We start from the raw sequence: 24,128 nt of genomic DNA, 5'->3' as shown, positions 1-24,128 counted from the left end.
TTCTATGCCAATGCTTAATATTAAGCATTGGCTTTTTATTTTCCTAAATTAAAACTAAGGTAAATGTTTAAAAACTTAAACTAATAACTACTCTTCTTCTAATTATTTTTATTATCCTACATATGTGAATATGGCCTCTATATCTGCATTTATAATATTTTCTCCTGCTTCAATAGGGGTAGTATTACTAGTAGATTTAAGAGTCATTACTAGTGGTGTACTAGTGGTCTCATTTTGTTCATTTATTTGAATTGGTATAATATTTAGCTTTACTTTAAGTTGGTCAGCTACAACTCGAGCTTTATTTTGAGCATCTTGGAGAGCTCTTCTTAACGCTTCATAATAATACTTTGTTTCATCTGAGACAATAAAGATAATCCCCGTTAATGAATTTGCCCCATTGCTTACTGCAGTATCAATTACTACACCTACATTATTAACATTGCTAATTAAAATTTTCAAATTATTTATTACTTCATATCCTCTAAAAACCTGCTTTCCATTGATATAATCATAATTTGGACGTATGCTATAGTTTTCTGTTTGTATATTCTTAAGAGGTATTCCCAAGGCTCTTAGACTATTTATAACATCTTGAGTTATCTTAGCATTCTCCTCTTGTGCAACTTCCAATTGCAAATCTTCAGTTATAACTCCAACGACTATTTCTGCTAAATCTGGTTTTACACTTATCGTTCCTTTTCCTATATCTTTTAGCTTATTAGGTGAACATTGATCATTGTTCAAATCATTTAAGCTATATATACCTCCCTGCCCTAAAGTATGCATCTCATTTTTCCCTTCAAAAAATTAGTCATTACTTCATAATATGATGAATCATTAGAAATGTCTCTAAACTACATACATCAATGTTCGGAATTCTTTATAATTAGAAATAGGCTTAAATTTATCTAAAATTTAAGCCTTAAATATACTTTACTGAATTCAAAATCCTAAAAGGAATAATGTTTTTCCACCACTTCTCTTGTAAAGCCATAATCAATTATAACTGGCTTTCCATCAATCATTCCCCAGCTGCTTTTCCTACAAAAATCCCCCAATAACAACCTATAGTTTTTCTTTATTTCTTGCAATTCCTGAGTTTTTAAAAATTCATCTCTATTCGATACATTAAAATACTTCCATACATATAAAATATCACTTATCTTGCTTGCTTTTTGCATTATAAGTAAGCTAAAGTCACTTGAAACTTGTATAACTTTTGCAAATAACTTAGTATGATCATTATCCGAAATAATATATTCAGCTTTATTTTGTGCTATTCCAGCCTTATTTTTTGCTATCTTCAAAACATATCCATTTCCTAAATCGAATACTTTCCTGCCAGAACCTGAACCAATATATTTATAATAGCCTTGTTTTATATTAAACATAATTTTATCAAAATCAATAGTCATTCTAGCACCTACTCATAACCATATTTTAATCCATTCGAATACTCTACATATTACATTACTCTATTCTATGAAAATTTGTTCTTATTAAACTAAACTTTATTTTTATTAGTGCTATGCAATTTCTTATATAGATTAAAATACTAAATTTATATTTGAATCTATAGCAAACCAAGAGCTTAATTAAGACCATAATTATAGAAACTTAATTGAAATATATTATATATACTTATAAAATATTTTGTTAAGCTATTTGATTTATATGCATATATTAAGCACAGCTAACATTGTTAACTCTTTTTTTATATTTAGTTGACAATATTAAATATTAATTATATACTTGTCTTGAAATTATTTAATAAATTGGGGCGTGGTAAAATTATATGGAAAAATTAGCAGAAGAAATTATTAACGGAAGACGATTAACTAGATCTGATAATTTAGAATTTTTATTAACTTGTGATTTAAAGAAAATTTGTGATGGTGCTAATAAAATTCGTAAAACACTATGCGGAGAAAACGTGGACCTTTGTACAATTATTAATGGTCGCAGTGGAAAATGCAGTGAGAACTGTAAGTTTTGTGCTCAATCAAAACACCACAAAACAGAAATTAAAGAATATGATTTTTTAGATCCTAATGTAATTTTAAAAGACTGCAAAAAAAATGAAGCTAATGGTGTACATAGATACTCTATTGTTACAGCCGGAAGAGCATTAGTTGGAAGCGATTTTGATAAAGCTGTACAAGCATACAAAATGATGAATAAAGAATGTTCTATCAACCTATGTGCATCTCACGGTTTTTTAAGTGAAGAACAATTTGTACTTTTAAAAGAAGCAGGAGTAACAATGTACCATGCAAACATCGAAACTTCTAAAAGAAACTTTCACAATATTTGTACTACTCATTCATATGATGACAAGATTGAAGAAATTAAACTAGCGCAAAATGCAGGTTTAAAAGTTTGTTCCGGTGGTATTATAGGAATGGGTGAAACTTGGTATGACAGAATTGACATGGCTATAAGCTTATCAGAACTTGGAGTTATATCTATACCAATAAATGTATTAATGCCTATCAAAGGTACTCCATTAGAAAATTTAAAAAGGATTTCTAATGATGATATCTTAAGAACGATTGCAATTTTTCGTTACATAAATCCAACAGCTTATATTCGTATGGCTGCCGGAAGAACTTATTTTGAAGATGGCGGCATAGAAATTTTTCAATCTGGAGCTAATGCAACGATAACTGGTGATATGCTGACTACTGTAGGTAACAATACATGTCAAGATAAAATAATGTTGCAAACACTCGGTTTTTCAATTAAAAAAGAATTATAGAAAAGAAATATAATATATAAAGGAGATTTAAAATTATGGAAAATATACGTAGAACTAACGCGCGTCAGTTAACAATAATCGGAATAATGAGTGCTTTTATATGTACATCTGCGCCGTTTTCAATTCCTATTGGTATAGTACCAATTACATTAACAAATTTAGCAATTTACCTTACTATATATATAACTGGAAAAAATGAAGGAACTATTAGTTATCTTATTTATCTTCTCATAGGTGCATTGGGATTGCCAGTTTTTTCAGGATTCTCTGGGGGATTTACTAAATTAGCAGGGCCAACAGGTGGATACCTAATTGGATTCGCTTTTATGGCATTTATAAGTGGATTATTTATTGATAAATTTCCTAATAAAATTTTCATGTGCTTTTTAGGTATGCTGCTAGGTACACTAGTAACCTACATATTTGGAACAGTATGGCTAGCATATGTTGCACATCTACCATTTAATAAGGCCTTAACAATTGGTGTTCTTCCATTTATTCCTGGTGACCTCGCAAAGATGGTAGTTGCATCACTAATAGGCCCTCAGATTAGAAAAAGAATTAAAAGCACTGGATTATAATAGTTAAAATATATATATTAATAAAAAATGAGTTTCTTTAAATTATAAAATTAAGGAAACTCATTTATATTATAAATCAACTAGATCCACTTCTACTTTTTTCTGACTTCTCTAAGTATTCTCTCACTTATCTCTTCAACTTCTTCATTATTCAATCCTTTTCTTTTAATAGCATTAGCAAATATATTTGTCATTTGCTCCCAATCACTAATTTTCTCTGAATGTAATTTTATCTCTTCTAATAACTCATATACCTTTTTATTCATACCATTGCTCTCCTCGTAAAATCTACTATATTATTATAACAAAAAAATAAGAATCATAAACAATATTTCTAATGTCCATGATTCTTATTAATTAAACCTCTTTATGAGAAAAGTCTGTAATTATTTTATTCTCATCATCTTCTGTTTTCTTTATTTTACCTAATTTAATCTTAATAGTTAGTGTCATGTCTTTCCTCTTCCTACATATTAATTAACGTGAATAATTAATCTTTATATAAGTATTATTTATTATTTTATAATTGAACTTCGCTTTTATACTATCAATACTCGATATCTTTTCAATATAATACATATCTGCTAAAGTTAAATCTCTTAACTCTGCAACAAATTCAAATTTAGAACACTTTGCCAAATTATCATTTATAACTTTCATGATTTCATTATGTATCTTCATAGCATATCACCTCTCATATATTAACTTTAAAAACTATTTTATTTACTTTTAACTCTATTATGTTTAATTCCAAAAATATAAAAAACCAATCAAAACTAATTAAAAAAATTAATTAGTTTTGATTGGTGGGTTGCATCATTAACTCCAAATTCTCAAGATGCCCAAATACAGAGAATTCTTCATAGTTCCCAATCTTTGTATATTTATGTTGCTTTATGTCTTTCTATGTATATATTATAACAATAATATAAGAAAAATCAACATTAAATGCAATAATTACCTTACAATAATTGTTACATATTTAAAGGTAATTATTAAATGTATAAAAAATTTTATTTACTGTCCCTAAATATCATATTTAAGTTTATTTTAATATAATGTTTATATTGAATTAACATATTTGTTATAATTTTGTAATAATTATAAGCTATAATAAAAAAATAAGATAATTTCTTATTAACTATTTATCCTTCTATATAAAATCGTTTATGGGTAACTTATTTATGTATTGTAATAATAAGTTACCCTTGTTGCTTTTGCAATTCTCATATAGATAACCTAACTAAGGTCTGATCTTATGCATATAAATTACCGAAATGAGTAACATACTTTTGTTCCAGTTTCTAGGTAATTCTTATGGGTGATTCTAAGGCTATAAAGTTGCGCCCAAAGTGCTAGCCTCAAAGAACAAGCTTTGAACTAGCACATTTGGAACAACTTATAGCCAAAGAATCACATCCATCATAATTACCAATGAAACATTCCATATTATGACCCTTGTGGTTACAAAAGTATATTACTCATTTCTAGTTAGAAGATATTTCATAGTTCAAATATAGTTATTATTGTGTTATCTACATATTTCTTTATACAATTTATAATCTTAACTTTAGGTTATTACTGATAACTACATCATTTAAATTAATATATCTTTTATAAAAAAACAGCATCCCCCATAATTTTCAGAAAAAATTATGTAGAATACTGTTTAATGGATGTTATCATCCCCTGAATTTATGAATACTTAATATTAATACAACTTAGTATTTTCAATATTTTTAAAGTTTTCTACCCATTATCACACCCATGGCTGATGCCATCATAAGTCCTCTAGTCCATCCACTTGAGTCACCTAAACAATGTAAGCCTTTTATATTAGTTTCGAAATTTTTATCTAAATCAATTCTGTTACTGTAGAATTTTATTTCTGGACCATATAATAATGTTTCTCTGCTTGCAAATCCTGGAACTACTGTATCCATGGCTTGTATGAAGTTTAAAATATTTGTCATAGTTCTATATGGCATAGCTGATGTTAAATCTCCAGCTTCTGCGTCTGGTAATGTATGTCTAACGTTTGATTCGTACAATTCCTTTTCCCAAGTTCTTTTACCATCCAATATATCTCCATATCTTTGAACTAATATTTTTCCATTTCCCAACATATTAACAAGTTCCGCAACCTTCTGCCCATATTCAATTGGTTCATTGAAAGGAGCCGAAAAATTATGTGAACTTAAAATTGCTAAGTTTGTATTATCAGATTTCTTATCTTTATAAGAGTGGCCATTAACTATTGCTAAATTATTATCATAATTCTCTTGACTTACAAAACCACCTGGATTTTGACAGAAAGTCCTAACCTTATCTTTAAATGGTGCTGGATGCCCTATAAGTTTCGATTCATAAAGTACATTATTTACACTTTCCATTACTTCATTTCTGAGCTCAACTCTAACACCTATATCAACTGGTCCTGCACTATGATTTATCTTGTGCTCAATACACATGTCTTTTAACCAATCAGCACCTTTTCTACCTGTTGCTACAACTACTTTATCTGAAAACATTTCTTCATCATTAGTTCTAGTTAATGAATCTGTTATTAATACCCCAGATACTTCATTGTTTCTTATCAAAAGATTTTTAACTGTTGTATCAAATTTAATTTCAACGCCAGCATTTAATAGATGTTTTTGAATCTTCAAATATATCTCTTGAGCTTTTTCAGTTCCTAAATGTCTTATTGGACAATCTACTAATTTTAATCCACCTTGTATTGCTTTTCTTCTTATTTCTTTAACTGCTTCATTATTTCCTACACCTTCAACTTTAGTATCTGCTCCAAAGTCCAAATAAATTGAATCTGTATAGTCTATGTATTCTTGTATTAAATCAGCACCTGCAAGTTCAGGTAGATCTCCACCCACTTCATAGCTTAAAGATAGCTTTCCATCTGAAAACGCTCCTGCGCCAGAAAATCCAGTAGTAATATGACAATAAGGTTTGCATGACACACACTTTTTAGTTTTATCTTTTGGACAATGTCTCTTGTCAATGCTCTTCCCTGATTCAACTAAAAGGATTTTAGATTGAGGTTTTTGTTTCTTTAGTTCATATGCAGTAAATATTCCTGCTGGACCAGCACCTACTATTATTACATCATAATTCATTCTTATCTCTCCTTGACATTAAATATAATTTTTAAGTAGACACTTATAGTCCTATAGCAATTTACGGTAGCTTGGTAGAAACATCCGACCCTTATTATCAGATTTATATAAGTGAATATTATTAACTTTTTTTCAAAAATAGTTCTTATTACTAGGTAATTTTAGCTCATATATTAATAAAAATCAATAACAAATTATTTTTTTCTTCTTTTTTTTCTTACAAACACGAACATTAACCTAATCACAAAGAATAAAACTCTCATCTATATGATAATATGGTCTTATAAAAATTAAAATTTATTGTATTTTAAATTAGTAAAAACCACCAAAATCAGAAATTTTGATTTTGATGGTTTATTACATAAAAAATAAAGTTATTATTTTACTATAGATTTTCTTTCTCCAACTGGCAATAATAATCCAGACTTTGATAAAACGGGTCTTATAGCATTATAAATAATACTTACTAATATTACTGATACTATGGCATTAACAAAGGTTGCAAATACACTTATTTTTGCCAAGGCTGCTGCCATTTGCTGTGGCTGCCCAAGAATATATTGTTTATAAAAATATCCAGCTATAGGATCAAAAACAACATTAAAAGCTAATCCTCCAATTGCAGCAATAATGGTCCATTTAGCTATATACTTTTTATCGCTACTTTCATCTATTTTTGCATATTTATGAGCAATTAAACCAGTTATCAAACCAATGCATAACTTTAAAATGAAAGTTTTAGGTGCTCCGATTGCATATGTTGGATCTAATAGATCTGATATTGTCATACCTATAGCCCCTGATAATCCACCATACCAGCCTCCTAGAAGTAATGCTGCTAATACACAAAACGCATTCCCAATGTGCAGTGAAACCGCATCTTCACCTACAGGTATTTTTATTGAAAGAAAAGTAAATGATACAAAGCATAATGCTGCAAGGACACCCGTCTGAATTACTTTTACAATTCTTGAATTCTTATTTTCCATATAATAGTCCCCCTTATTGTATTATTCTATCTTCATAGGAAAATGTTGTGATTATTATAACACTATAAGAGTTCTCTAGCAATTGTATGGGTTCATTTATATTTCACATTGCATCTTTTATTATATATTATGTTTAAATTTACAATGCACATTTCACAATTACGGCTAGAATCCTTGCAATGTTTTTAGAAATTTTATGAAGAATTATTTTTGCAATATATGCAAAAAATAAGACTCCCTCTAAATCACAAATTAGTGGAGTCTTTTAATCGTAATCTTCTATTTTAATAATTATATAGCTATTTAATTTAGCCTGATTTTAACTTTGTTAAATAATAATTATTGCTACTATTGTTGTAATAATTAATCCTATAACAACCGGTTTGAGATTTTTTTTAGCTAATTCAAATGCATCCACACCGCAAATAGCTGCTACTGGTATTATTGCCCATGGGATCACGGTTCCTCCACCTACCCATATTCCTGCAATTTGTCCTAAAGCTGTTAATGTTGCTACACCACCACCCAAAGCAGTTGAGAATATTTTGGAAATTGATCCTACCAAAGATATTCCTGAAAAGCCTGATCCATCTAAGCCTGTAATTGCGCCAACTACTGTAAGTGTACCGGCAGAAATAGTTGAGTTTATTGGAACGTTATTTGCAAGTGCAGCACCTAAATCATTAACTATGCCGTTTGAGCCTTCTGGAAGTATTTTCCCAAATATATCTATAAACGCCGAGTCACCTAAATAAAAAAATGCAGCTATTGGTATAACGACTCCAAATATTTTGAAACCAAACTGGAGCCCTTTAACAAGATTATCAGTAATTTTATCTAGTGATTTTTCTTTATAAGCTAGTATTGAAATTAAGCTCAGTATAAATATAGCAGTCCCCCCAATAAGCGCTGTTGCATCACCACCTTGTAATTTAGCAATATACATTATAAAAATATCTAATGCAAATAATACTAGAATTAATAACGCTAAAAACCTTCTTATTTTTTTTGAATAAATAAGCATTGAAGAACTTGAAATTGATGTTGAATCTTCTATTTCCTCATATTCACTAGGCAACTCTCCTGATTTAATCTCCTTCCTGAGGAAATAAAATGCAGCCACTGTTGTAACTATTCCCATTGTTAGTTCAAGTGGAATACTAGCAGATATAACCTCAGAAACCGGTATACTTGCTGCATCAGCAGTAAGTTTTGGTGCTGCCTGAATTATATAATCGCTTGATAAAGCTATACCATGTCCAAATAAATTCATTGAAATAGCTACTCCCATAGCTGGAAGTCCAGCTTTCTTAGCAATAGGTAGAAACAATGCTCCTATAAGTGCAACTGCTGGAGATGGCCAGAAAAACCACGATAAAACCATCATAAAAATTCCAATTACCCAATAAGCAATCCAATAATTTTTAATCACTTTTCTAAAAGGAGACACCATCTCATCATTTATTCCAGAGTCCATTAATGTATTACTCATTGCTGTTATTATTGATATTATAAAAATTGTTGGCATCAATTCCTTTGCTGCATAAACAAAACTATTAAATACTCCCATTACAGATTTATAAATTGACTCTGTTCCGGCCAATCCCAGAATAAAAATGCCTAGTATACATAAAAGAGAGATATCTTTCTTCTTCACCATAGCCAATATAATTATAATTATAAAAATAAGATAAATATAGTGAAGCGGTGTTAATACTAAGTTAATCATATATTTCTCCTATAAAAGTTCTTGTACTTATAAATTATGTGGGAAATATATGCTTAGTTACTATATATTAAACAATTGTCAACAAATATTTTTTATTTAGCAATTCCTTATTATTTCTATCAGTTATTTATAAATCATCCCAATAAATCTTCTCAGCCTTTTCATCTGCTTTTGAATGTTTATCAAACGCTTTGACTATTATAGCTGATAACAAAAAGCCAATTACTCCACCTACGATTTGAAAAGTTCTATTAGAAGCCACTAGCATATTTTCACCTATTATTCCACCTATAAAAGCCCCTATAAATACCAATATTATTGGCAAAATGAAAATCATGAACGCAGCTAGTATCATACTCGTATTTTTCTTTTTTGTCTTTAAATTTGAGCCCTTTTCTAAATCTCTCATAAAATTCCTCGCTTTCATATTAATATCTTTATATAAACGTTTATTAACTTGTTTTACCTGGATTATAATATTTTCAAATTAAAATATATCCCATTTTAATTATATATTTTAATCCCGATACTTGTCTTCTATAATTTTATATTATCACCAATCATTGTAAAAACAAACAACAAAAATAGACTTGGTGAAATTATTAATTACCAAGTCTATAAATTATTTATATTACAAACAATTATTAATTAAATAAATAAATTTAGTCCAGAACCTTCTGTTGATCCTAAATATGAAGCAACTCCACCAATTTCAACCCCATCAATAAATTCTTCTTTTTTAATACCCATTAACTCCATGCTCATAGAACACGCTACCACTTTAACCCCCATATCTATAGCATTTTTTATTAATGTTTCTAAACTATCAACATTATGCTTTTTCATTATCTTCTTTATCATAACAGGCCCCATACCCATCATGTTCATTTGTGATAATGGTAATTTACCAGCATGTGCTGGGAGCATAGTATCAAACATTTTTTCCATAATGTCTTTAGTTACACTAGGCTTATCTTGGCTTTTTAATATATTTAATCCCCAAAAAGTAAAGAACATAGTAACTTCTTTTCCCATAGATGCCGCTCCTGTAGCTATAATAAACGAAGCTATTGCTTTATCTAAATCCCCACTAAATACTACTAATGTAGCTCCATTTTTTTCAGCAGTTTTCGGAGATAGTGTTTTTTCTACTGATTTTAATTCTCTTCCCTTTTGAATATACGCTACAAATGCTTTTCCTTTATTATCAAATTCTGATTTTAGTAATGTATTTCCTGTTGAGTCGCACCATGATTTTATATCCTTACTAAATCCAGGGTCACTTGCTTTAACTTCTAAAACACTTCCACTTTCCATTTTCTTAACTTCTTCAAACACTCTTTTTATTGGTCCTGGACATTGAAGGCCACATGCATTCAGCTTAATATCAGCATTTACTTTGCCTAAATCCATATTTTCTTCCCTCATTACGGCTACCTCATTGTTAATTCTCTCACTCTTTTTAAACTGATTTCTAATCATTTCTTTAGCTCTCTTTACATATAGATATGTTTTCATTCCTCCATCTACATTTGTACATTTTATTCCATTTTGTTCAAGGATTCTGCAAGCAATATATCCTCTTAGACCAACTTGGCATGTAACATATATATCCTTGTTTCTTGGGATTTCATTTAATCTATCTCTTAATTTTTCTAGAGGAATATGAATAGAATTTTTTAAAGTACCTGTAACTAATTCAAATTCTTCTCTTATATCTATAATTGCCGATTTTTCTTTATCTAAGCTATCAATTTCATCCCATTGAATTGCTTTCGTAATTCCTTCTATAATATTTGATGCATAATATCCAAGCATATTGACTGGATCTTTTGCAGAATTGTATGGAGGTGCATAACACGGCTCAATATCTTGCAAATCAAAAACTGTAAGGTTGCCTTTAATAGCTGTTGCGAGAACATCTATACGTTTCTCAACGCCATCAATTCCCACACCTTGTGCTCCAAATATTTTCCCTGACTTTGGATCGAACAACATCTTTAAGGATATAGGAAAAGATCCTGGGTAATATCCAGCATGAGAACCTGGGTGTATATGAATTGTTTCATATTCTATACCTAACCTTTTTAACATCTTTTCATTATTGCCTGTTGTAGCTACCGTATAATCAAATATCTTTGCAACAGATGATCCAAGAGTACCTTTATATTCAACGTTTTTTCCACATATATTATCGGCTACTATCCTACCTTGTCTGTTTGCAGGCCAAGCTAAAGGAATCATTGTTGGTTTTTTATTTACAAAGTCTATGACTTCTACTGCATCTCCCAATGCATAGATGCTTGAATCTGAAGTTTTCATAAATTTATCAACTATAATAGCGCCTCTTTCATTTAATTTAAGGTCAGCTTGCCTTGCAATTGCTGTTTCTGGCCTAACTCCAATTGATAATATTATCATATCTGTTTTTATTTCTTTTCCGCTATCAAGTATAATTTTTTTTCCATTGTCTTTAAATTCAGACACTCCATTTTTTAATATTAGTTCAACATTTTTATCTATTAAATGTTCATGTAATATACTCGCCATTTCTATATCAAGAGGAGCCATAACCTGATCACTTGCTTCTATAAGTGTAACATCTATTCCCCTAGCATGAAGATTTTCTACCATCTCTAAGCCTATAAATCCTCCACCTATTACTGTTGCATGTTTTGGTTTATTATTATCCACATAAGCTTTAATTCTATCTGTATCTGGTATATTTCTAAGAGTGAATAAACTACTACAATCTTCTATTCCAGGTATTTTAGGGCTGATTGGTGCTGCTCCTGGAGATAAAACTAAAATATCATAAGTTTCATCATACTCTTCCTTTGTTCTAATATTTCTTACTCTAACTTTTTTGTTTTCCTTATCTATGCTAATAACTTCATTTAAATTTCTTATATCTAAATTAAACTTATTACTCATTTCCTCTACAGTTTGAACTATTAGTTTCCCTCTTTCATCAATGGTCTCTCCTATATAATATGGAAGTCCACAATTAGCAAAAGATATATATTTACCTTTTTCTATCATAATAATTTCAGCATTTTCATCTAACCTTCTAAGTCTAGCTGCTGTTGAGGCACCTCCAGCAACTCCACCAATAATAATAATTTTTCTATCCATAATAGCTCTCTCCTTTTATAAATGCAATGCATTTCTTTAATTTAAGTTTAGCTAAAATGGCTGATATCTTCTGTGACTTTATCACAATGATTAAAAACTTCAGTTAATGCTATATAAAATTAATCATATAGACTCCTATAAAGTAAATGTGACTTAACCCCGCATACTTCGGGGCAATTTATTTTCCTACCTTATACTACTTACTCAATTAACATAATTAGATTTTAATATTTACTCTTTTATCCCTTTATATATCAAAAAAGAGTTGTAAGAAAATCTTACAACTCTTAATAAAATAATATTATCTTCTATTATTTTGTTCCTTTTTAATTCTTCTGCAAGATATACATCTTGTAGGTTCATTAGTAAATCCTTTTTCTTGGTAGAATTCTTGTTCTCCCACAGTGAAAACAAATTCTTCTCCACAATCTCTGCATACTAAAGTCTTATCTGTCATATAAAGTTCCTCCTTTAACTAAAGATTAATATATTGATTCATATAATTCTCTAAAGGAGAAATTTACATATCTATAAAAAACCTTTTATTTACAATAACTATTATAACATACTTCAGTAAAATAGCAAACCTTTTAGCTTAACTTATTTAAATTAATTGAAAGATCCAATAACTCAGAAGCTTCATTGCTTGTTAATCCTTTTGCTTGAGCGATCTCCTCTATGACAATTTTCTTTATATAATTTAGCATTTGTTTTTCACTTGAATTTAAACTATGCCATTTTTTTAATTGTGTTAGATCAAAGATTACTTCAAGAAATTCATCAAATGTACCTGATTTTATTTTTATTTTGCTAACGCTTCTTCTTTCTTTATAATTAATTTTAGAAAACTTCTCTGCCTCCGCCACAAATCTATCTACATGTTTTAAGCTATTCTCTAACGTTTTAATGTCACTTATTAACCTCATATTAGATGTATTTGCTGTCCTAATAGGCAAGGTTAACTTCATAGTATTATTAATTAAGTGTATTATATAGCATTTTATTTTTTCACCATTGAGTTCTTTTTCTTCTATAACATCAATTATTCCTATTCCTTGACTTGGGTATACAACCTTATCTCCTATGTTAAACAAAAAATGACCTCCTCACATGTAATAAAATTTTAACATCTTAATTATTTTTAGAATGTTTCAAGTTTTCCCTTAAAAATCTTTTTCTTAACACAATCCTACATATTACCACTCTTTCATAAAATAAGTTCTTTATTATCTAAATATATATTATGTAAATTTCGTATAAAGATACATATGATTTATTAAAAGAAGCAGATTTTTCAATTTATTGTTTTCATATAGTTAATTTTAGAGTATAATAAGTTTGAAAAAGGAAAAACTGATGTGTAAAGTACATAAATCAGTTTTCTTAAGCTATTATAGTTATTATAATAAATATACAAGTATACGGAGGTCGTAAAATGTTAACATCAGCTAAAGAAATGTTAAACAAAGCTAGACAAGGAAAATACGCAGTTGGTCAATTCAACATCAACAACTTAGAATGGACTAAAGCTGTATTATTAACTGCACAAGAAAATAATTCACCAGTTATCTTAGGTGTATCTGAAGGTGCTGGAAAATATATGACAGGATATAAGACTGTATCTGCAATGGTTAAAGCAATGATCGAAGAATTAAACATCACTGTACCAGTTGCTTTACACTTAGATCACGGCAGCTATGAAGGTGCAAAAAAATGTATCGAAGCTGGATTCTCATCAATCATGTTTGATGGATCTCATTATCCAATAGCTGAAAATATAGAAAAGACTAAAGAATTAGTTGCTATAACTAATGAAAAAGGGCTTTCTTTAGAAGCAGAAGTTGGTTCAATTGGTGGAGAAGAAGACGGAGTTGTAGGTAAAGGTGAAGTTGCTGATGCAAATGAGTGTAAGCAAATAGCTGAATTAGGAGTTACTATGTTAGCTGCTGGTATTGGAAATATTCATGGAAAATACCCTGCAAACTGGGCTGGATTAGATTTTGATGCATTAGCTAAAATTGAAGAAGCTGTAGGAACTTCAATGCCATTAGTATTACATGGTGGTACTGGAATCCCTGAAGATATGATAAAGAAAGCTATATCTCTTGGAGTAGCTAAGATCAATGTTAATACTGAATGCCAATTATCATTCCAAGAAGCTACTAGAAAATATATTGAAGCTGGAAAAGATTTAGAAGGAAAAGGATTTGACCCAAGAAAGTTATTAAATCCTGGATTCGAAGCTATCAAAGCTACAGTTAAAGAAAAAATGGAATTATTCGGTTCAGTAAACAGAGCTTAATTTCATTGAATATAAGGAGCACTATATTTAGTGCTCCTTTTTATTTTAAATTAATATTTCAATCAAATCCCTTTCTGAATCTAAAACATTGCTTTCATTAACATATTTTCTAACATTGATATTGAATCTATGATTACTTTTTCTTTTTTTTTAATATAAAAATTATCATGTGCATTTTCAATTATCCAATTATAGTCATTATAAACTATAAATTTACTTAAAAGTTCAATTCTGTCATTTCTATTCAATTTATATTTATCCAAAATTGCTATAATATCTTCTATTTTACTATTAAAACTTTTAATATCAGAACCTCTTTTAATATTTGCTAACCTCGAGATATAATCTGTATCATTAATAATTTCACTGTTTGATAACTCATTAATTTTATTTTTCCGTGCCCCATCATTTAAAATATTTAATATATAAATAAACATTTCTACCTCTCCCCAATAAGAACAAAATTCAATTCTAATTATACGTTTACAATTAATAAAATTCAAGATTAACATGAAATTTATTAATTGTAATTTAAATATTGATTCTACATCTGTGTTTGTTTTTCCTTCCATTTTCTTATTTTTTTCTATTTTAATTTAACTTATGCTGAATTTTAGTATTAATATATGCAAATAAATATATAATAATATATAATAGATATTTTTGCAATTTGGAGGTGTCTTAATGAATAATAAATATAATGATTTATTCGATGAGTTAGTCAAATCATATTACAATGGTAATTTTGACGAAACTCTTAAACGTATTATGGTATGTCATAAAAAGTCTCCACAAGAAACTTTTGAAATTATTAGATCGTTGTGTGGCGTTGATATGGAGTTCGATAATAATTATGTATATAATTTTAAAAAAGCAATTACAGAATATACAGTTAATACAAGATTAATTGAAAAACTTAAAGGCTGTGATAAATCCTGTCCTAGAAATGAAGATGGTAAATTTAGCTGTCAGGTTGCTTGTCCTTTTGATGCCATTCTTTATGATAAAAATGAAAAATCAACCTACATAGATAATGATAAATGCCTAAATTGTGGTGTATGCGTCGATTCATGTAAGCATGGATTAATATTAGATAAAGTTTATTTTCTTCCTGTTTTAGACTTAATACAGAACAATGAAAAAGTCTTTGCTGCAGTTGCTCCTGCTATTAGCGGTCAATTTGGTGATGAAGTTACTATGGATCAAATCAGGGCTGCCCTTATAAAAATAGGTTTTACTGATATGATCGAAGTTGCCTTTGCAGCAGATGTATTAACAATAAAAGAAGCTGTTGAGTTTGATAAGCATGTAAATGGGCCTAAGGACTTGATGATTACTTCATGTTGCTGCCCTATTTGGATAGGAATGCTTAGAAAAGTTTACAAGGAACTTGTTCCTGATTTATCCCCATCGGTTTCACCTATGGTTGCTGCTGCTCGAATGATAAAAAGTCTTGATTCCGATGCAAAAGTAGTTTTTATAGGCCCATGTATTGCAAAAAAAGCTGAAGCTAAAGATAAGGATTTAAACGATGCAGTAGATTTTGTATTAACATTTCAAGAGCTTGACGAAGTATTCAGAGCTTTAGACATAAAGCCTGGTAATTTGGATGGTGTGCCATCCGTTGAGTACGCTTCTAGAGGCGGAAGATTATACGCCCGTAGTGGTGGCGTTTCAATTGCTGTATCAGAAACAGTTGAAGAACTTTTCCCTGAAAAGCACAAGTATTTTAAAGCTGCAAAAGCCTCTGGAGTAAAAGATTGTAAAGAACTTCTTGAAAACGCTCTAAATAGAAATGTTGATGCAAACTTCTTAGAAGGAATGGGATGCGTTGGCGGATGTGTTGGTGGTCCTAAAGCAATAATTCCTACAGAACAAGGTAAGGAATCAGCCGATAAATTTGCTTATGATTCACCCATAAAGGTTCCAGTTCATAGTAAAGTACTTGATGAGGTGTTGAATAAACTTGGTATAAACTCAATAGAAGACTTTCACGATCATGAAAAAGTGAGCATCTTTGAACGTGAGTTTTAACCTAATTTTATTTTAACTTCCTAATCTATCTATAATTTCATCTGCACGCTAACTAACATAAATATTTATAATATATTTGACTTAAAATGGCTGTATAAATATACAGCCATTTCATATATAAATTTCAATTATTAAACTTACTAATTTACAGTTTCCAGAGCTTTCTTTACCTTAGGAACTACATAGTGGCTACTACCTCTGTCTTTAACATCTTCAATCATCATTACTACCAATAGATTGTTTGGAGATTTATTAGTGGTCATCCCAACGAACCATCCTAATTCTGTACCATTATTATCATCCTGAGATGCTTTTATCTCAGCCGTTCCTGTCTTTCCAGCTATAGTTAATCCACTAGTATAAGCTCCATGACCTGTTCCACCTGAATTTTCTACTACTTGTATTAAATCTTGAAGTACCATATTAGCTGAGTCTTTTGACACAACATTAGCTTTCCATACTTTTTTATCTGAATTATCCTTTGTCGCAAGATAAGGTGTTAATATATTTCCTTCATTTTGAAACATAGTGTAAAGCGCTGCCAAATGCACAGGGTTTACCAAAACTTCACCCTGACCATATCCACTGTCCGCTAGCTGTACCTCAGATTTAAAATCCTTCTCACTTGAATATTGTGAATTATATAATGGATATTCAAATGGGATTTTATCAAAAAATCCAAAGCTATTTAACTTATCTTTAAGTATATCCTTTCCAATATCCAACGCAGCCTGAGCAAAGTAGATATTATCAGAATAAACAAGTGCATTCAATAGATTTGATGGTCCTTTATAATCGCTTACTCTTGTAACTGAGTAATTTCCCCAACTGCTATCCTTTTTCCAACTAAGACCAGTTATATTTTTATTGGCGTTAGGATCTATCTTTTTTGTATCTAAACCAATAACCGCAGTAATTGGCTTAAAGGAAGAACCTGGCACTAATGTTGCTTGAAATCTATTATACATAGGTTTCTTAACATCATTATTCAAACTATTCCATTTATCCCCTGACATACCCAAGACAAAATCATTTGGATTAAATGCTGGTGTGCTAACCAACGCTAAAACCTCTCCTGTATTAGGATTCATAGCAACTGAAGTTCCTTTATCACTACCAAGCTGACTATATAATAAACTTTGTAAATTGCCATCAATTGTTAATTTTAAATCCGTACCATTTTTAACATCTTTTGTTATAATTGATTTTTTCTTTTCGCCTTGAATATTTTGAATATATATTTCAGCCCCATCAATTCCTCTTAATGTATCTTCGTATGTTTTTTCAAGTCCTGATTTACCAATTGTAGAATTTTCAGTATACTCCTCACCTTTATGTTTGTCCAATTCATCAGCATTTATAGCTTGTACATACCCTGTTAGATGAGCCGCCTGCTCTCCTAGAGGATAAACTCTTGCATCTTTATCATTAATTTTAACTCCCGGAATTTTAAGAAGGCTCGGAATTCTTTCATCACCATATGGTATTGTCTTCACTGGAATGAACATATCTGCCTTAACATATGATGCATTTAGTTGACTGTTTATATAATCAACAGTTATCCCTAATATTTTTGAAATTTCATCAATTGATTTATCTTTGTTTTCACCTAAGTTTCCTGGAACAATTCCAACGTTAGATGAAAAAGAATCTGTTGCCAGTTTAGCTCCATTTCTATCTAATATGTCTCCTCTTTTAGATTTTATTATTTTAACTCTTATTTTGTCACTATCAGCTAAGTCCGGGAATATTGCTTGAGAATTCCAGATTAAAGCATAATCCTTTCCAATCTTCCTATTCATAGTTGCACTATTTAAAAATTCTAATTTTCCACATATTGTATCCATGCTGGTTTCATAGTCCACGGTAGCTTTATCACCATCTTTTTTTACATTTTTTATGTGAATTTCAATATTGCTAGCGCCAATACCTTCATAAATATTTTTATTTCTTGTAATAAAATCATCTTTGGACATCTTTTGTATGATTTCACCATCCGTCAAATCATACATTTTTTCATATTCCTTTGAATTTAATAAGCTAAAGTACTCCAGTAATTTATTTTCTGGTTTATGCGTCTTATTGTAAAAAAAGAAAGCAGCTAAACTAATAATAAATGGAATTATTACTATTCCTGCTCCAATTAATATATAAATATTTTTCTTTTTATCCATAAAATCTAACCTTCTCTATCCTAAATATCTAAATAAATTATATCATATAAATGTATATCTTTACATATCCAATTCCATATTATGAAAATATAAAGAGAGACTACTTTTATATTTTCGTAATCTCTCTTAATCCAATATATATTTATATAATTTACTTATTTTTCAAGCATAAGAGTATTATCTTCGTATAACTTCCACTTTATATCCATCTGGATCAGTCACAAAATAATATCCTGGTTTTTCTCCTGGTAATCCTTTCAAAGGCGTAACTTCGTATCCTAACTCTATATGTTTTTCTCTCATTTCTTCTAAATTTTCAACACCTATTGCAGTATGGCTAAATCCATTTCCTAAATCGTATTTTTCAACACCATAATTATAGGTAAGTTCAATTTCATATCCCCCCATCTCATTTGATAAATAAACAAGAGTGAATTTATGTTCTGTGAAATCTTTTCTTCTAGTTTCTATAAGACCTAATGCATCTCTATAAAACTTTAAAGATTCCTCTAAATTTTTAACTCTAATACAAGTATGCAACATTTTTACTGACATTTCAGTTCCTCCTTAATTTAAATAATTATGCAATTTATTTGCAGCAATAGTATATATTTCTTTATACAACATTACTTTGCATTTATATACACTAATTTCTTATATTAATATACCACATAAAATGCAAATAATAAAATAATTTCCTATTCCTAAAATAAAGGTAAAACCACCTTTAACTATTTTCCTAATTAGAAAAATATAGCATAATGTAAAATTATAGTTTATAATATTATGATGTGTTCATTAAACTCTAAATTTTACTCAATTATTATTTGAATCTTCAATTAAAATTAATTAAAATTATTAAATTTATAATAATTATTCAAGGAGGCAATATTTCATGAAATTACTTAAATACATGCTTATTTTTATTCCGATAAGTTTTATAGCAGAATTTGTTATGCATGTATCTCCATCAATAATGTTTATACTTGCAGCATTATCTATAGTACCACTAGCAGGACTTATGGGTGAAGCAACTGAGGAAATTTCATTCTACTCAGGCCCTAAGATTGGCGGTTTTTTAAATGGTACTTTCGGAAATGCAACAGAACTGATAATATCTTTTTTTGCTCTTAAAGAAGGGCTTTTTGATGTTGTCAAATCTTCTATAGCTGGGTCTGTAATAGGAAATATATTATTAGTACTTGGTGCCAGTATGCTTGCTGGAGGGTTAAAACATAAAACTCAGACTTTTAACAAAAAAGTTGTTGAAGTTTCTTCAAGTATGTTACTATTTGCTGTTGTTGGCTTGTGTGTACCTGCTTTATTCACCCATACTGTGGACCCAACTCTTTTGAATACTAGGTATGAAGGATTAAGTATAATAGTTGCAATAGTAATGCTTTCTATTTACATTTTAAGTCTTATTTTTTCATTCTTCACTCACAAAGATATTTATACAGTTTCTAATCAAGAGGAAGGTAGTGCTAAATGGACATTAAAGAAAGCAATCTCTATATTAGTCATTGCTACAGTTCTAGTGGCTATAGAAAGTGAATTCTTGGTAAGTGGAATAGAATCTATAACTTCAAGCTTAGGACTTAGTGAATTTTTCGTTGGTATTATTTTAATCCCTATCATAGGAAATGCTGCTGAACATAGTACTTCTGTTGTAATGGCAATGAAGAATAAAATGGATGTTGCTTTGGAAATAGCTATTGGCTCAAGCTTGCAAATTATATTATTTGTAGCACCAGTATTAATATTCTTAAGTTTATTATTCACTCCTATGAGTATTGTTTTCAATGAATTTGAACTGATTGGCCTTATAGTTGCTGTATTAATAGCTAATAGAGTTTCCAACGATGGAGAATCAAATTGGTTAGAAGGAGTTCAACTCCTTGCTGTATATTTAATAGTTGCCGCATCATTCTTTATTTTGTAAAATTCAAAAAATAATCTAATTCCATTTTAATGCTAATACCTCATAATTTCTTATTTATAAAATTATGAGGTATTATTTTTATAACCACTTATTTTTCTTAAACCACACGCCACATAACACAACTACGCTGATACTTATTGAAATCACAAATGGATATCCATAACTCCAGCCATATTCCGGCATATTAAAATTCATTCCATACCATCCTACTATAAGAGTAAGTGGCAAAAATATAGTCGTGACCACTGTGAATAACTTCATTAATTGATTTTGATTTATGTCAACTTGAGCTTGATATGCTTCCCTTACTTGGGTAACATAATCTCTAAGATTATTCACATTCTGATATAGTCTATTAATACGATTAGTGAACATTCTAAAGTATCTTATTATTTTTTTATCAATTAATCCATTATCATTTTCTTCTATAGAATCTGCAATATTTAATAATCTTTCATAATACCTCTTTAATTTTAATAATTTTTTTCTCAACATAATAATCTTCTTTAAGTAATTATCATTCTTTGAAGTTATTAAGCCTTCTTCAAGTGCTGCAATTTCATATTCAAGTTCTTCAATATGATAAGTGTCCTCAAATGTAAGTTTATCAAAAAATGCATATAAAAGCTTACTAAGATTCAAGCCTTTAATCTCACCCGTTTTACTCTTAGAAATTACCTCTTCTATAATATCATTTCCATCACTTATAAATACAAGTACGTTTTTCTGAAGAAACATACTTACTTTTTTTGATTGTTTTAATACATTATTAATTAAAGGAATCTTTAAAGATATGTAATCTAGACCTTCATAACTTTCAAATTTAGATGTTCTTCCATTTATACAATCATATAATAATTTTTCGTTTATATTGAGGATATCCGAAACTGATTTAAGTTCATCAAATTTGATGACAGCAACAAATAATTTATTATTATTTGTTGTTATATTTTCAATTTTATCACTTTGTAATATATCATTCTCTAAAACATAGACCATTTTTAATCTCCTAATTATAAATTTATTATATTTTAACATATTAACATAATTATTTCACTATATCCTTAAACTTCATAATGATTCGTTAATTAAATAAATTCGTTTATCGTTATGATACTTAAATTTTAGCATCATAAGTATTCTTCTTATTTAATTCAAAATTACTAATCCAAAGCTACTTGTAATTTTGAATTATTAGTTGAAATTTTGTTATATGGTTAGTTTACTATATAAAATTTATATTTCTGCACATAATATAATTAATTTAGAAGGGAGGCTTTTTAATGCGAAAAAGTACAAAAATAGCAATAATTGTGGTAATAATCTTGATAGCCGTAGGTATTCCTATAAGTAGTTATAATAATCTAGTTTCTTTAGAACAGACTGCCAATTCTGCATCTTCAAACATTGACACTCAATTGCAAAGAAGATCTGACTTAATTCCCAATTTAGTTAGTACAGTTAAGGGCTATGCTACACAAGAGAAATCCATATTTACTGATATCGCCAATGCAAGAAGCAGGTTATCTGGGGCAACAAATATACAGGAACAAGCTGATGCTGACAATCAACTTTCTGGTTCTCTTTCGAGATTATTGGCTATAGTGGAAAATTATCCTGAACTAAAGTCTAATCAGAATTTCAGAGATCTATCAGTCCAGTTGGAAGGAACAGAAAATAGAATTGCAATAGCGAGGCAAGATTATAATACTGCTGTAACAAATTATAATACTAAAAGAAGAAGTTTTCCAAGTAATATAGTATCTTCATTATTTGGTTTCCAAGAAAAACCGCTCTATAAAGCTAGCGAAGGTTCAAAAGAGGTTCCTTCAGTAGATTTTGCAAAATGATAGAAAAATTAATACATAAATCTTTAAATTCATTATTAAGCTTTCTTCTTTTAGTTGTTTCTTCAATTTTCCTCCTTTCAGCAAGTGCTGAAATTAAAGTTCCTTCTCCTACATCTTACAAATATTTAAATGATTATGTACATATAATTAGCGAGACTGAGATGAATGGGTTACTATCTATAGGAAAGGAATTAGAAGACAAAACTGGCGCACAAGCTGTTGTAGTTATTATAAATTCAACTAATAATGTACCTATTGAAGATTATGCTAATACTCTTTTTAGGTCATGGGGCATCGGAGAAAAAGGTAAAGATAACGGCTTATTGATTCTTTTAGCACTAAATGATAGGGCGTGGAGAGTTGAAGTTGGCCGTGGACTTGAAGGTGCTATTCCAGACGTTTTAAGCAGCAGAATTATGGAATCAGTTGCCAAACCTAGTTTTATAGAAGGAAAATATGGTGAAGGATTACTTAATTCTTATAGTACTTTCTGCGATCATATAGCAAAAGAATATAATGTTACTCTAGATAAATCACTAAACATCTCGGAAAAAAATACAAATACTATTAAGTCTAATACAGGAACTAAAGTGTTTGGAAGTATAATGCTAGGCCTGCTATTGCTAGATATTATCTTTAATAGAGGTAGGATTTCTTTTTCATTACTTCAGATTATTTTCTGGAATAATATTTTTAGAGGCCATGGTCCCAGAGGTGGATCATCTGGCGGAGGTTTTGGTGGCTTCGGCGGTGGTTCTTCTGGTGGTGGTGGCTCTAGTGGAAACTGGTAGAACCACCAAAACCATAAAATAAAGTTGTTCTTCTAAACGATATTTTATGGTCTTCTGAATATCAGTAGTAATATTTTCCTGAAACGTTTATCTATCATGATTAGGGTTATTACTAACCTTATTTATCGCTGTTGTAACTTGTACTATTATATCAGTTTCAACTTGTTGTTTAGTACTTTCTATTTTGGCCATTATCTTTCCTAAAGGTGTTGCCACATAGTAAGGTTTTAAATTGTTAAGAGAAAGTGTGAAGATGTCCCTTTTACATTTATCGCATTTACATCCATCTGTTTTGGCTAACAAGATTTCCATATACTCCTTAACCCATATTTCCATATAATTAATAACATTCTCCATTATGTTTTCTCCTTAATATTAAAGTCTTAAGCATTATCTAATCTTTACCACTGATAATGATATTGTACCACAATTTTCTAACAGAACAATTATATCACTAATCTTTGAATATTTTAACCCTTATAAAATCATTTATCTGTATTTAAAATAATAAAAGATGAGTTCTACTAAACTCATCTTTTATTGCTTTATACTAGTTAGTTAACTCACTATGCTAAAATATTTTATACAAGATTTATTCCTTTTTAAGAATTTTAATTTGGTTTATATAATTGAGCAAATTTCATATTTGCTAAATAGCTAATTTTCTAGTTTTAAGTTATTTAAAAAAGGAAAATCACCCCAAGTG

At 29.4% G+C, this 24,128-nt stretch carries 23 protein-coding genes and 2 riboswitches; of the genes, 7 read left to right on the top strand and 16 right to left on the bottom strand.

Annotated features, from left to right (window positions below; all coding sequences use genetic code 11):
• Positions 1-111: 111 nt before the first annotated feature.
• Both ACJDTP_RS19055 and ACJDTP_RS19050 read right to left on the bottom strand, forming a co-directional pair.
• On the bottom strand, positions 112-789 hold the full coding sequence (locus ACJDTP_RS19055; RefSeq protein ID WP_406762124.1) for an SIMPL domain-containing protein: 678 nt from the start codon (positions 787-789) through the stop codon (positions 112-114).
• Between the two features lie 164 nt (positions 790-953).
• Complete coding sequence (locus ACJDTP_RS19050) at positions 954-1,418, bottom strand: hypothetical protein (protein ID WP_078117008.1); 465 nt, start codon at positions 1,416-1,418, stop codon at positions 954-956.
• 380 nt (positions 1,419-1,798) lie between these two features.
• On the opposite strand from ACJDTP_RS19050, the gene bioB reads away from it, so the two are divergent.
• Positions 1,799-2,761: a biotin synthase BioB gene (gene bioB / locus ACJDTP_RS19045; protein ID WP_406762123.1), complete on the top strand. Its 963-nt coding sequence runs from the start codon at positions 1,799-1,801 to the stop codon at positions 2,759-2,761.
• A gap of 35 nt (positions 2,762-2,796) precedes the next feature.
• Positions 2,797-3,342: a biotin transporter BioY gene (locus ACJDTP_RS19040; RefSeq protein WP_406762122.1), complete on the top strand. Its 546-nt coding sequence runs from the start codon at positions 2,797-2,799 to the stop codon at positions 3,340-3,342.
• A 92-nt stretch (positions 3,343-3,434) separates the two neighbouring features.
• Here the strand turns inward: ACJDTP_RS19040 and ACJDTP_RS19035 are convergent, their stop codons facing one another.
• The 9 genes from ACJDTP_RS19035 to ACJDTP_RS18995 all read right to left on the bottom strand — a co-directional run bounded on the left by ACJDTP_RS19035 (position 3,435) and on the right by ACJDTP_RS18995 (position 13,423).
• Positions 3,435-3,608 (bottom strand): hypothetical protein, encoded by a 174-nt coding sequence (locus ACJDTP_RS19035; protein ID WP_017209600.1) that lies wholly within the window; start codon positions 3,606-3,608, stop codon positions 3,435-3,437.
• Between the two features lie 211 nt (positions 3,609-3,819).
• Positions 3,820-4,023: a hypothetical protein gene (locus ACJDTP_RS19030; protein ID WP_026887434.1), complete on the bottom strand. Its 204-nt coding sequence runs from the start codon at positions 4,021-4,023 to the stop codon at positions 3,820-3,822.
• A 115-nt stretch (positions 4,024-4,138) separates the two neighbouring features.
• Positions 4,139-4,222, bottom strand: a riboswitch (cyclic di-GMP riboswitch).
• 859 nt (positions 4,223-5,081) lie between these two features.
• Complete coding sequence (locus ACJDTP_RS19025; RefSeq protein ID WP_017209602.1) at positions 5,082-6,476, bottom strand: NAD(P)/FAD-dependent oxidoreductase; 1,395 nt, start codon at positions 6,474-6,476, stop codon at positions 5,082-5,084.
• A gap of 26 nt (positions 6,477-6,502) precedes the next feature.
• Positions 6,503-6,607: riboswitch (purine riboswitch) on the bottom strand.
• Between the two features lie 246 nt (positions 6,608-6,853).
• Positions 6,854-7,465 carry an ECF transporter S component gene (locus ACJDTP_RS19020; RefSeq protein WP_103698329.1) on the bottom strand — a complete coding sequence of 204 codons (612 nt, stop codon included), beginning with the start codon at positions 7,463-7,465 and terminating at the stop codon, positions 6,854-6,856.
• A 328-nt stretch (positions 7,466-7,793) separates the two neighbouring features.
• Entirely contained in the window at positions 7,794-9,194 is a 1,401-nt protein-coding gene (locus tag ACJDTP_RS19015; protein ID WP_406762121.1) for a hypothetical protein, read from the bottom strand.
• 127 nt (positions 9,195-9,321) lie between these two features.
• On the bottom strand, positions 9,322-9,603 hold the full coding sequence (locus tag ACJDTP_RS19010; protein ID WP_077839496.1) for a SoxR reducing system RseC family protein: 282 nt from the start codon (positions 9,601-9,603) through the stop codon (positions 9,322-9,324).
• 239 nt (positions 9,604-9,842) lie between these two features.
• Positions 9,843-12,329 (bottom strand): CoA-disulfide reductase, encoded by a 2,487-nt coding sequence (locus ACJDTP_RS19005; protein WP_406762120.1) that lies wholly within the window; start codon positions 12,327-12,329, stop codon positions 9,843-9,845.
• 301 nt (positions 12,330-12,630) lie between these two features.
• Positions 12,631-12,786: a zinc-ribbon domain-containing protein gene (locus ACJDTP_RS19000; protein WP_012058137.1), complete on the bottom strand. Its 156-nt coding sequence runs from the start codon at positions 12,784-12,786 to the stop codon at positions 12,631-12,633.
• A 133-nt stretch (positions 12,787-12,919) separates the two neighbouring features.
• Positions 12,920-13,423, bottom strand: coding sequence for a CarD family transcriptional regulator (locus tag ACJDTP_RS18995; protein ID WP_078117012.1), 504 nt, complete (start codon positions 13,421-13,423; stop codon positions 12,920-12,922).
• Between the two features lie 341 nt (positions 13,424-13,764).
• On the opposite strand from ACJDTP_RS18995, the gene fba reads away from it, so the two are divergent.
• Positions 13,765-14,631: a class II fructose-1,6-bisphosphate aldolase gene (fba, locus tag ACJDTP_RS18990; RefSeq protein ID WP_078117013.1), complete on the top strand. Its 867-nt coding sequence runs from the start codon at positions 13,765-13,767 to the stop codon at positions 14,629-14,631.
• Positions 14,632-14,711: 80 nt separating this feature from the next.
• Here fba and ACJDTP_RS18985 read toward each other — a convergent pair whose 3' ends face one another.
• Positions 14,712-15,068 carry a hypothetical protein gene (locus ACJDTP_RS18985; RefSeq protein WP_171771148.1) on the bottom strand — a complete coding sequence of 119 codons (357 nt, stop codon included), beginning with the start codon at positions 15,066-15,068 and terminating at the stop codon, positions 14,712-14,714.
• Positions 15,069-15,315: 247 nt separating this feature from the next.
• On the opposite strand from ACJDTP_RS18985, the gene ACJDTP_RS18980 reads away from it, so the two are divergent.
• A complete protein-coding gene (locus tag ACJDTP_RS18980) occupies positions 15,316-16,665 on the top strand; it encodes a [Fe-Fe] hydrogenase large subunit C-terminal domain-containing protein (protein ID WP_406762119.1) in 1,350 nt (449 codons plus the stop codon).
• Between the two features lie 140 nt (positions 16,666-16,805).
• Here ACJDTP_RS18980 and ACJDTP_RS18975 read toward each other — a convergent pair whose 3' ends face one another.
• Both ACJDTP_RS18975 and gloA read right to left on the bottom strand, forming a co-directional pair.
• Positions 16,806-18,839, bottom strand: a complete 2,034-nt coding sequence (locus ACJDTP_RS18975) for a penicillin-binding transpeptidase domain-containing protein (protein ID WP_406762118.1) — start codon at positions 18,837-18,839, stop codon at positions 16,806-16,808.
• 177 nt (positions 18,840-19,016) lie between these two features.
• Positions 19,017-19,394, bottom strand: coding sequence for a lactoylglutathione lyase (gene gloA / locus ACJDTP_RS18970; protein ID WP_406762117.1), 378 nt, complete (start codon positions 19,392-19,394; stop codon positions 19,017-19,019).
• Positions 19,395-19,734: 340 nt separating this feature from the next.
• On the opposite strand from gloA, the gene cax reads away from it, so the two are divergent.
• On the top strand, positions 19,735-20,781 hold the full coding sequence (cax, locus tag ACJDTP_RS18965; protein ID WP_017209612.1) for a calcium/proton exchanger: 1,047 nt from the start codon (positions 19,735-19,737) through the stop codon (positions 20,779-20,781).
• A gap of 78 nt (positions 20,782-20,859) precedes the next feature.
• Here the strand turns inward: cax and ACJDTP_RS18960 are convergent, their stop codons facing one another.
• Positions 20,860-21,780, bottom strand: coding sequence for a magnesium transporter CorA family protein (locus tag ACJDTP_RS18960; protein WP_406762116.1), 921 nt, complete (start codon positions 21,778-21,780; stop codon positions 20,860-20,862).
• Between the two features lie 284 nt (positions 21,781-22,064).
• Between ACJDTP_RS18960 and ACJDTP_RS18955 the strand changes: the two genes are divergently transcribed.
• Complete coding sequence (locus ACJDTP_RS18955; protein WP_077843698.1) at positions 22,065-22,631, top strand: LemA family protein; 567 nt, start codon at positions 22,065-22,067, stop codon at positions 22,629-22,631.
• On the top strand, positions 22,628-23,422 hold the full coding sequence (locus ACJDTP_RS18950) for a TPM domain-containing protein (protein WP_173713478.1): 795 nt from the start codon (positions 22,628-22,630) through the stop codon (positions 23,420-23,422). Before ACJDTP_RS18955 ends, ACJDTP_RS18950 begins: the two co-directional genes overlap by 4 nt.
• Before the next feature lie 87 nt (positions 23,423-23,509).
• Here the strand turns inward: ACJDTP_RS18950 and ACJDTP_RS18945 are convergent, their stop codons facing one another.
• Complete coding sequence (locus ACJDTP_RS18945) at positions 23,510-23,779, bottom strand: late competence development ComFB family protein (RefSeq protein ID WP_012058126.1); 270 nt, start codon at positions 23,777-23,779, stop codon at positions 23,510-23,512.
• Between the last annotated feature and the right edge of the window lie 349 nt (positions 23,780-24,128).

The sequence above is a fragment of the Candidatus Clostridium helianthi genome (assembly GCF_045310795.1).
GTDB lineage: Bacteria > Bacillota > Clostridia > Clostridiales > Clostridiaceae > Clostridium > Clostridium helianthi.
Note: the sequence above shows the minus strand (reverse complement) of the source record. Positions and strands in the feature narration are given on the sequence as shown.

Excerpts from the sequence above, each read along its gene's own strand:
- ACJDTP_RS19050 (WP_078117008.1), bottom strand. The coding sequence starts at position 1,418 with ATGACTATTGATTTTGATAAAATTATGTTTAATATAAAACAAGGCTAT.
- fba (WP_078117013.1), top strand. The coding sequence starts at position 13,765 with ATGTTAACATCAGCTAAAGAAATGTTAAACAAAGCTAGACAAGGAAAA.
- ACJDTP_RS18960 (WP_406762116.1), bottom strand. The coding sequence starts at position 21,780 with ATGGTCTATGTTTTAGAGAATGATATATTACAAAGTGATAAAATTGAA.
- ACJDTP_RS18955 (WP_077843698.1), top strand. The coding sequence starts at position 22,065 with ATGCGAAAAAGTACAAAAATAGCAATAATTGTGGTAATAATCTTGATA.
- ACJDTP_RS18975 (WP_406762118.1), bottom strand. The coding sequence starts at position 18,839 with ATGGATAAAAAGAAAAATATTTATATATTAATTGGAGCAGGAATAGTA.
- ACJDTP_RS19005 (WP_406762120.1), bottom strand. The coding sequence starts at position 12,329 with ATGGATAGAAAAATTATTATTATTGGTGGAGTTGCTGGAGGTGCCTCA.
- ACJDTP_RS19025 (WP_017209602.1), bottom strand. The coding sequence starts at position 6,476 with ATGAATTATGATGTAATAATAGTAGGTGCTGGTCCAGCAGGAATATTT.
- ACJDTP_RS18985 (WP_171771148.1), bottom strand. The coding sequence starts at position 15,068 with ATGTTTATTTATATATTAAATATTTTAAATGATGGGGCACGGAAAAAT.
- ACJDTP_RS19030 (WP_026887434.1), bottom strand. The coding sequence starts at position 4,023 with ATGAAGATACATAATGAAATCATGAAAGTTATAAATGATAATTTGGCA.
- ACJDTP_RS19000 (WP_012058137.1), bottom strand. The coding sequence starts at position 12,786 with ATGACAGATAAGACTTTAGTATGCAGAGATTGTGGAGAAGAATTTGTT.
- ACJDTP_RS19040 (WP_406762122.1), top strand. The coding sequence starts at position 2,797 with ATGGAAAATATACGTAGAACTAACGCGCGTCAGTTAACAATAATCGGA.
- ACJDTP_RS19055 (WP_406762124.1), bottom strand. The coding sequence starts at position 789 with ATGCATACTTTAGGGCAGGGAGGTATATATAGCTTAAATGATTTGAAC.
- ACJDTP_RS18950 (WP_173713478.1), top strand. The coding sequence starts at position 22,628 with ATGATAGAAAAATTAATACATAAATCTTTAAATTCATTATTAAGCTTT.
- ACJDTP_RS19020 (WP_103698329.1), bottom strand. The coding sequence starts at position 7,465 with ATGGAAAATAAGAATTCAAGAATTGTAAAAGTAATTCAGACGGGTGTC.
- bioB (WP_406762123.1), top strand. The coding sequence starts at position 1,799 with ATGGAAAAATTAGCAGAAGAAATTATTAACGGAAGACGATTAACTAGA.
- gloA (WP_406762117.1), bottom strand. The coding sequence starts at position 19,394 with ATGTCAGTAAAAATGTTGCATACTTGTATTAGAGTTAAAAATTTAGAG.
- ACJDTP_RS18945 (WP_012058126.1), bottom strand. The coding sequence starts at position 23,779 with ATGGAGAATGTTATTAATTATATGGAAATATGGGTTAAGGAGTATATG.
- ACJDTP_RS19015 (WP_406762121.1), bottom strand. The coding sequence starts at position 9,194 with ATGATTAACTTAGTATTAACACCGCTTCACTATATTTATCTTATTTTT.
- ACJDTP_RS19035 (WP_017209600.1), bottom strand. The coding sequence starts at position 3,608 with ATGAATAAAAAGGTATATGAGTTATTAGAAGAGATAAAATTACATTCA.
- ACJDTP_RS18980 (WP_406762119.1), top strand. The coding sequence starts at position 15,316 with ATGAATAATAAATATAATGATTTATTCGATGAGTTAGTCAAATCATAT.
- cax (WP_017209612.1), top strand. The coding sequence starts at position 19,735 with ATGAAATTACTTAAATACATGCTTATTTTTATTCCGATAAGTTTTATA.
- ACJDTP_RS19010 (WP_077839496.1), bottom strand. The coding sequence starts at position 9,603 with ATGAGAGATTTAGAAAAGGGCTCAAATTTAAAGACAAAAAAGAAAAAT.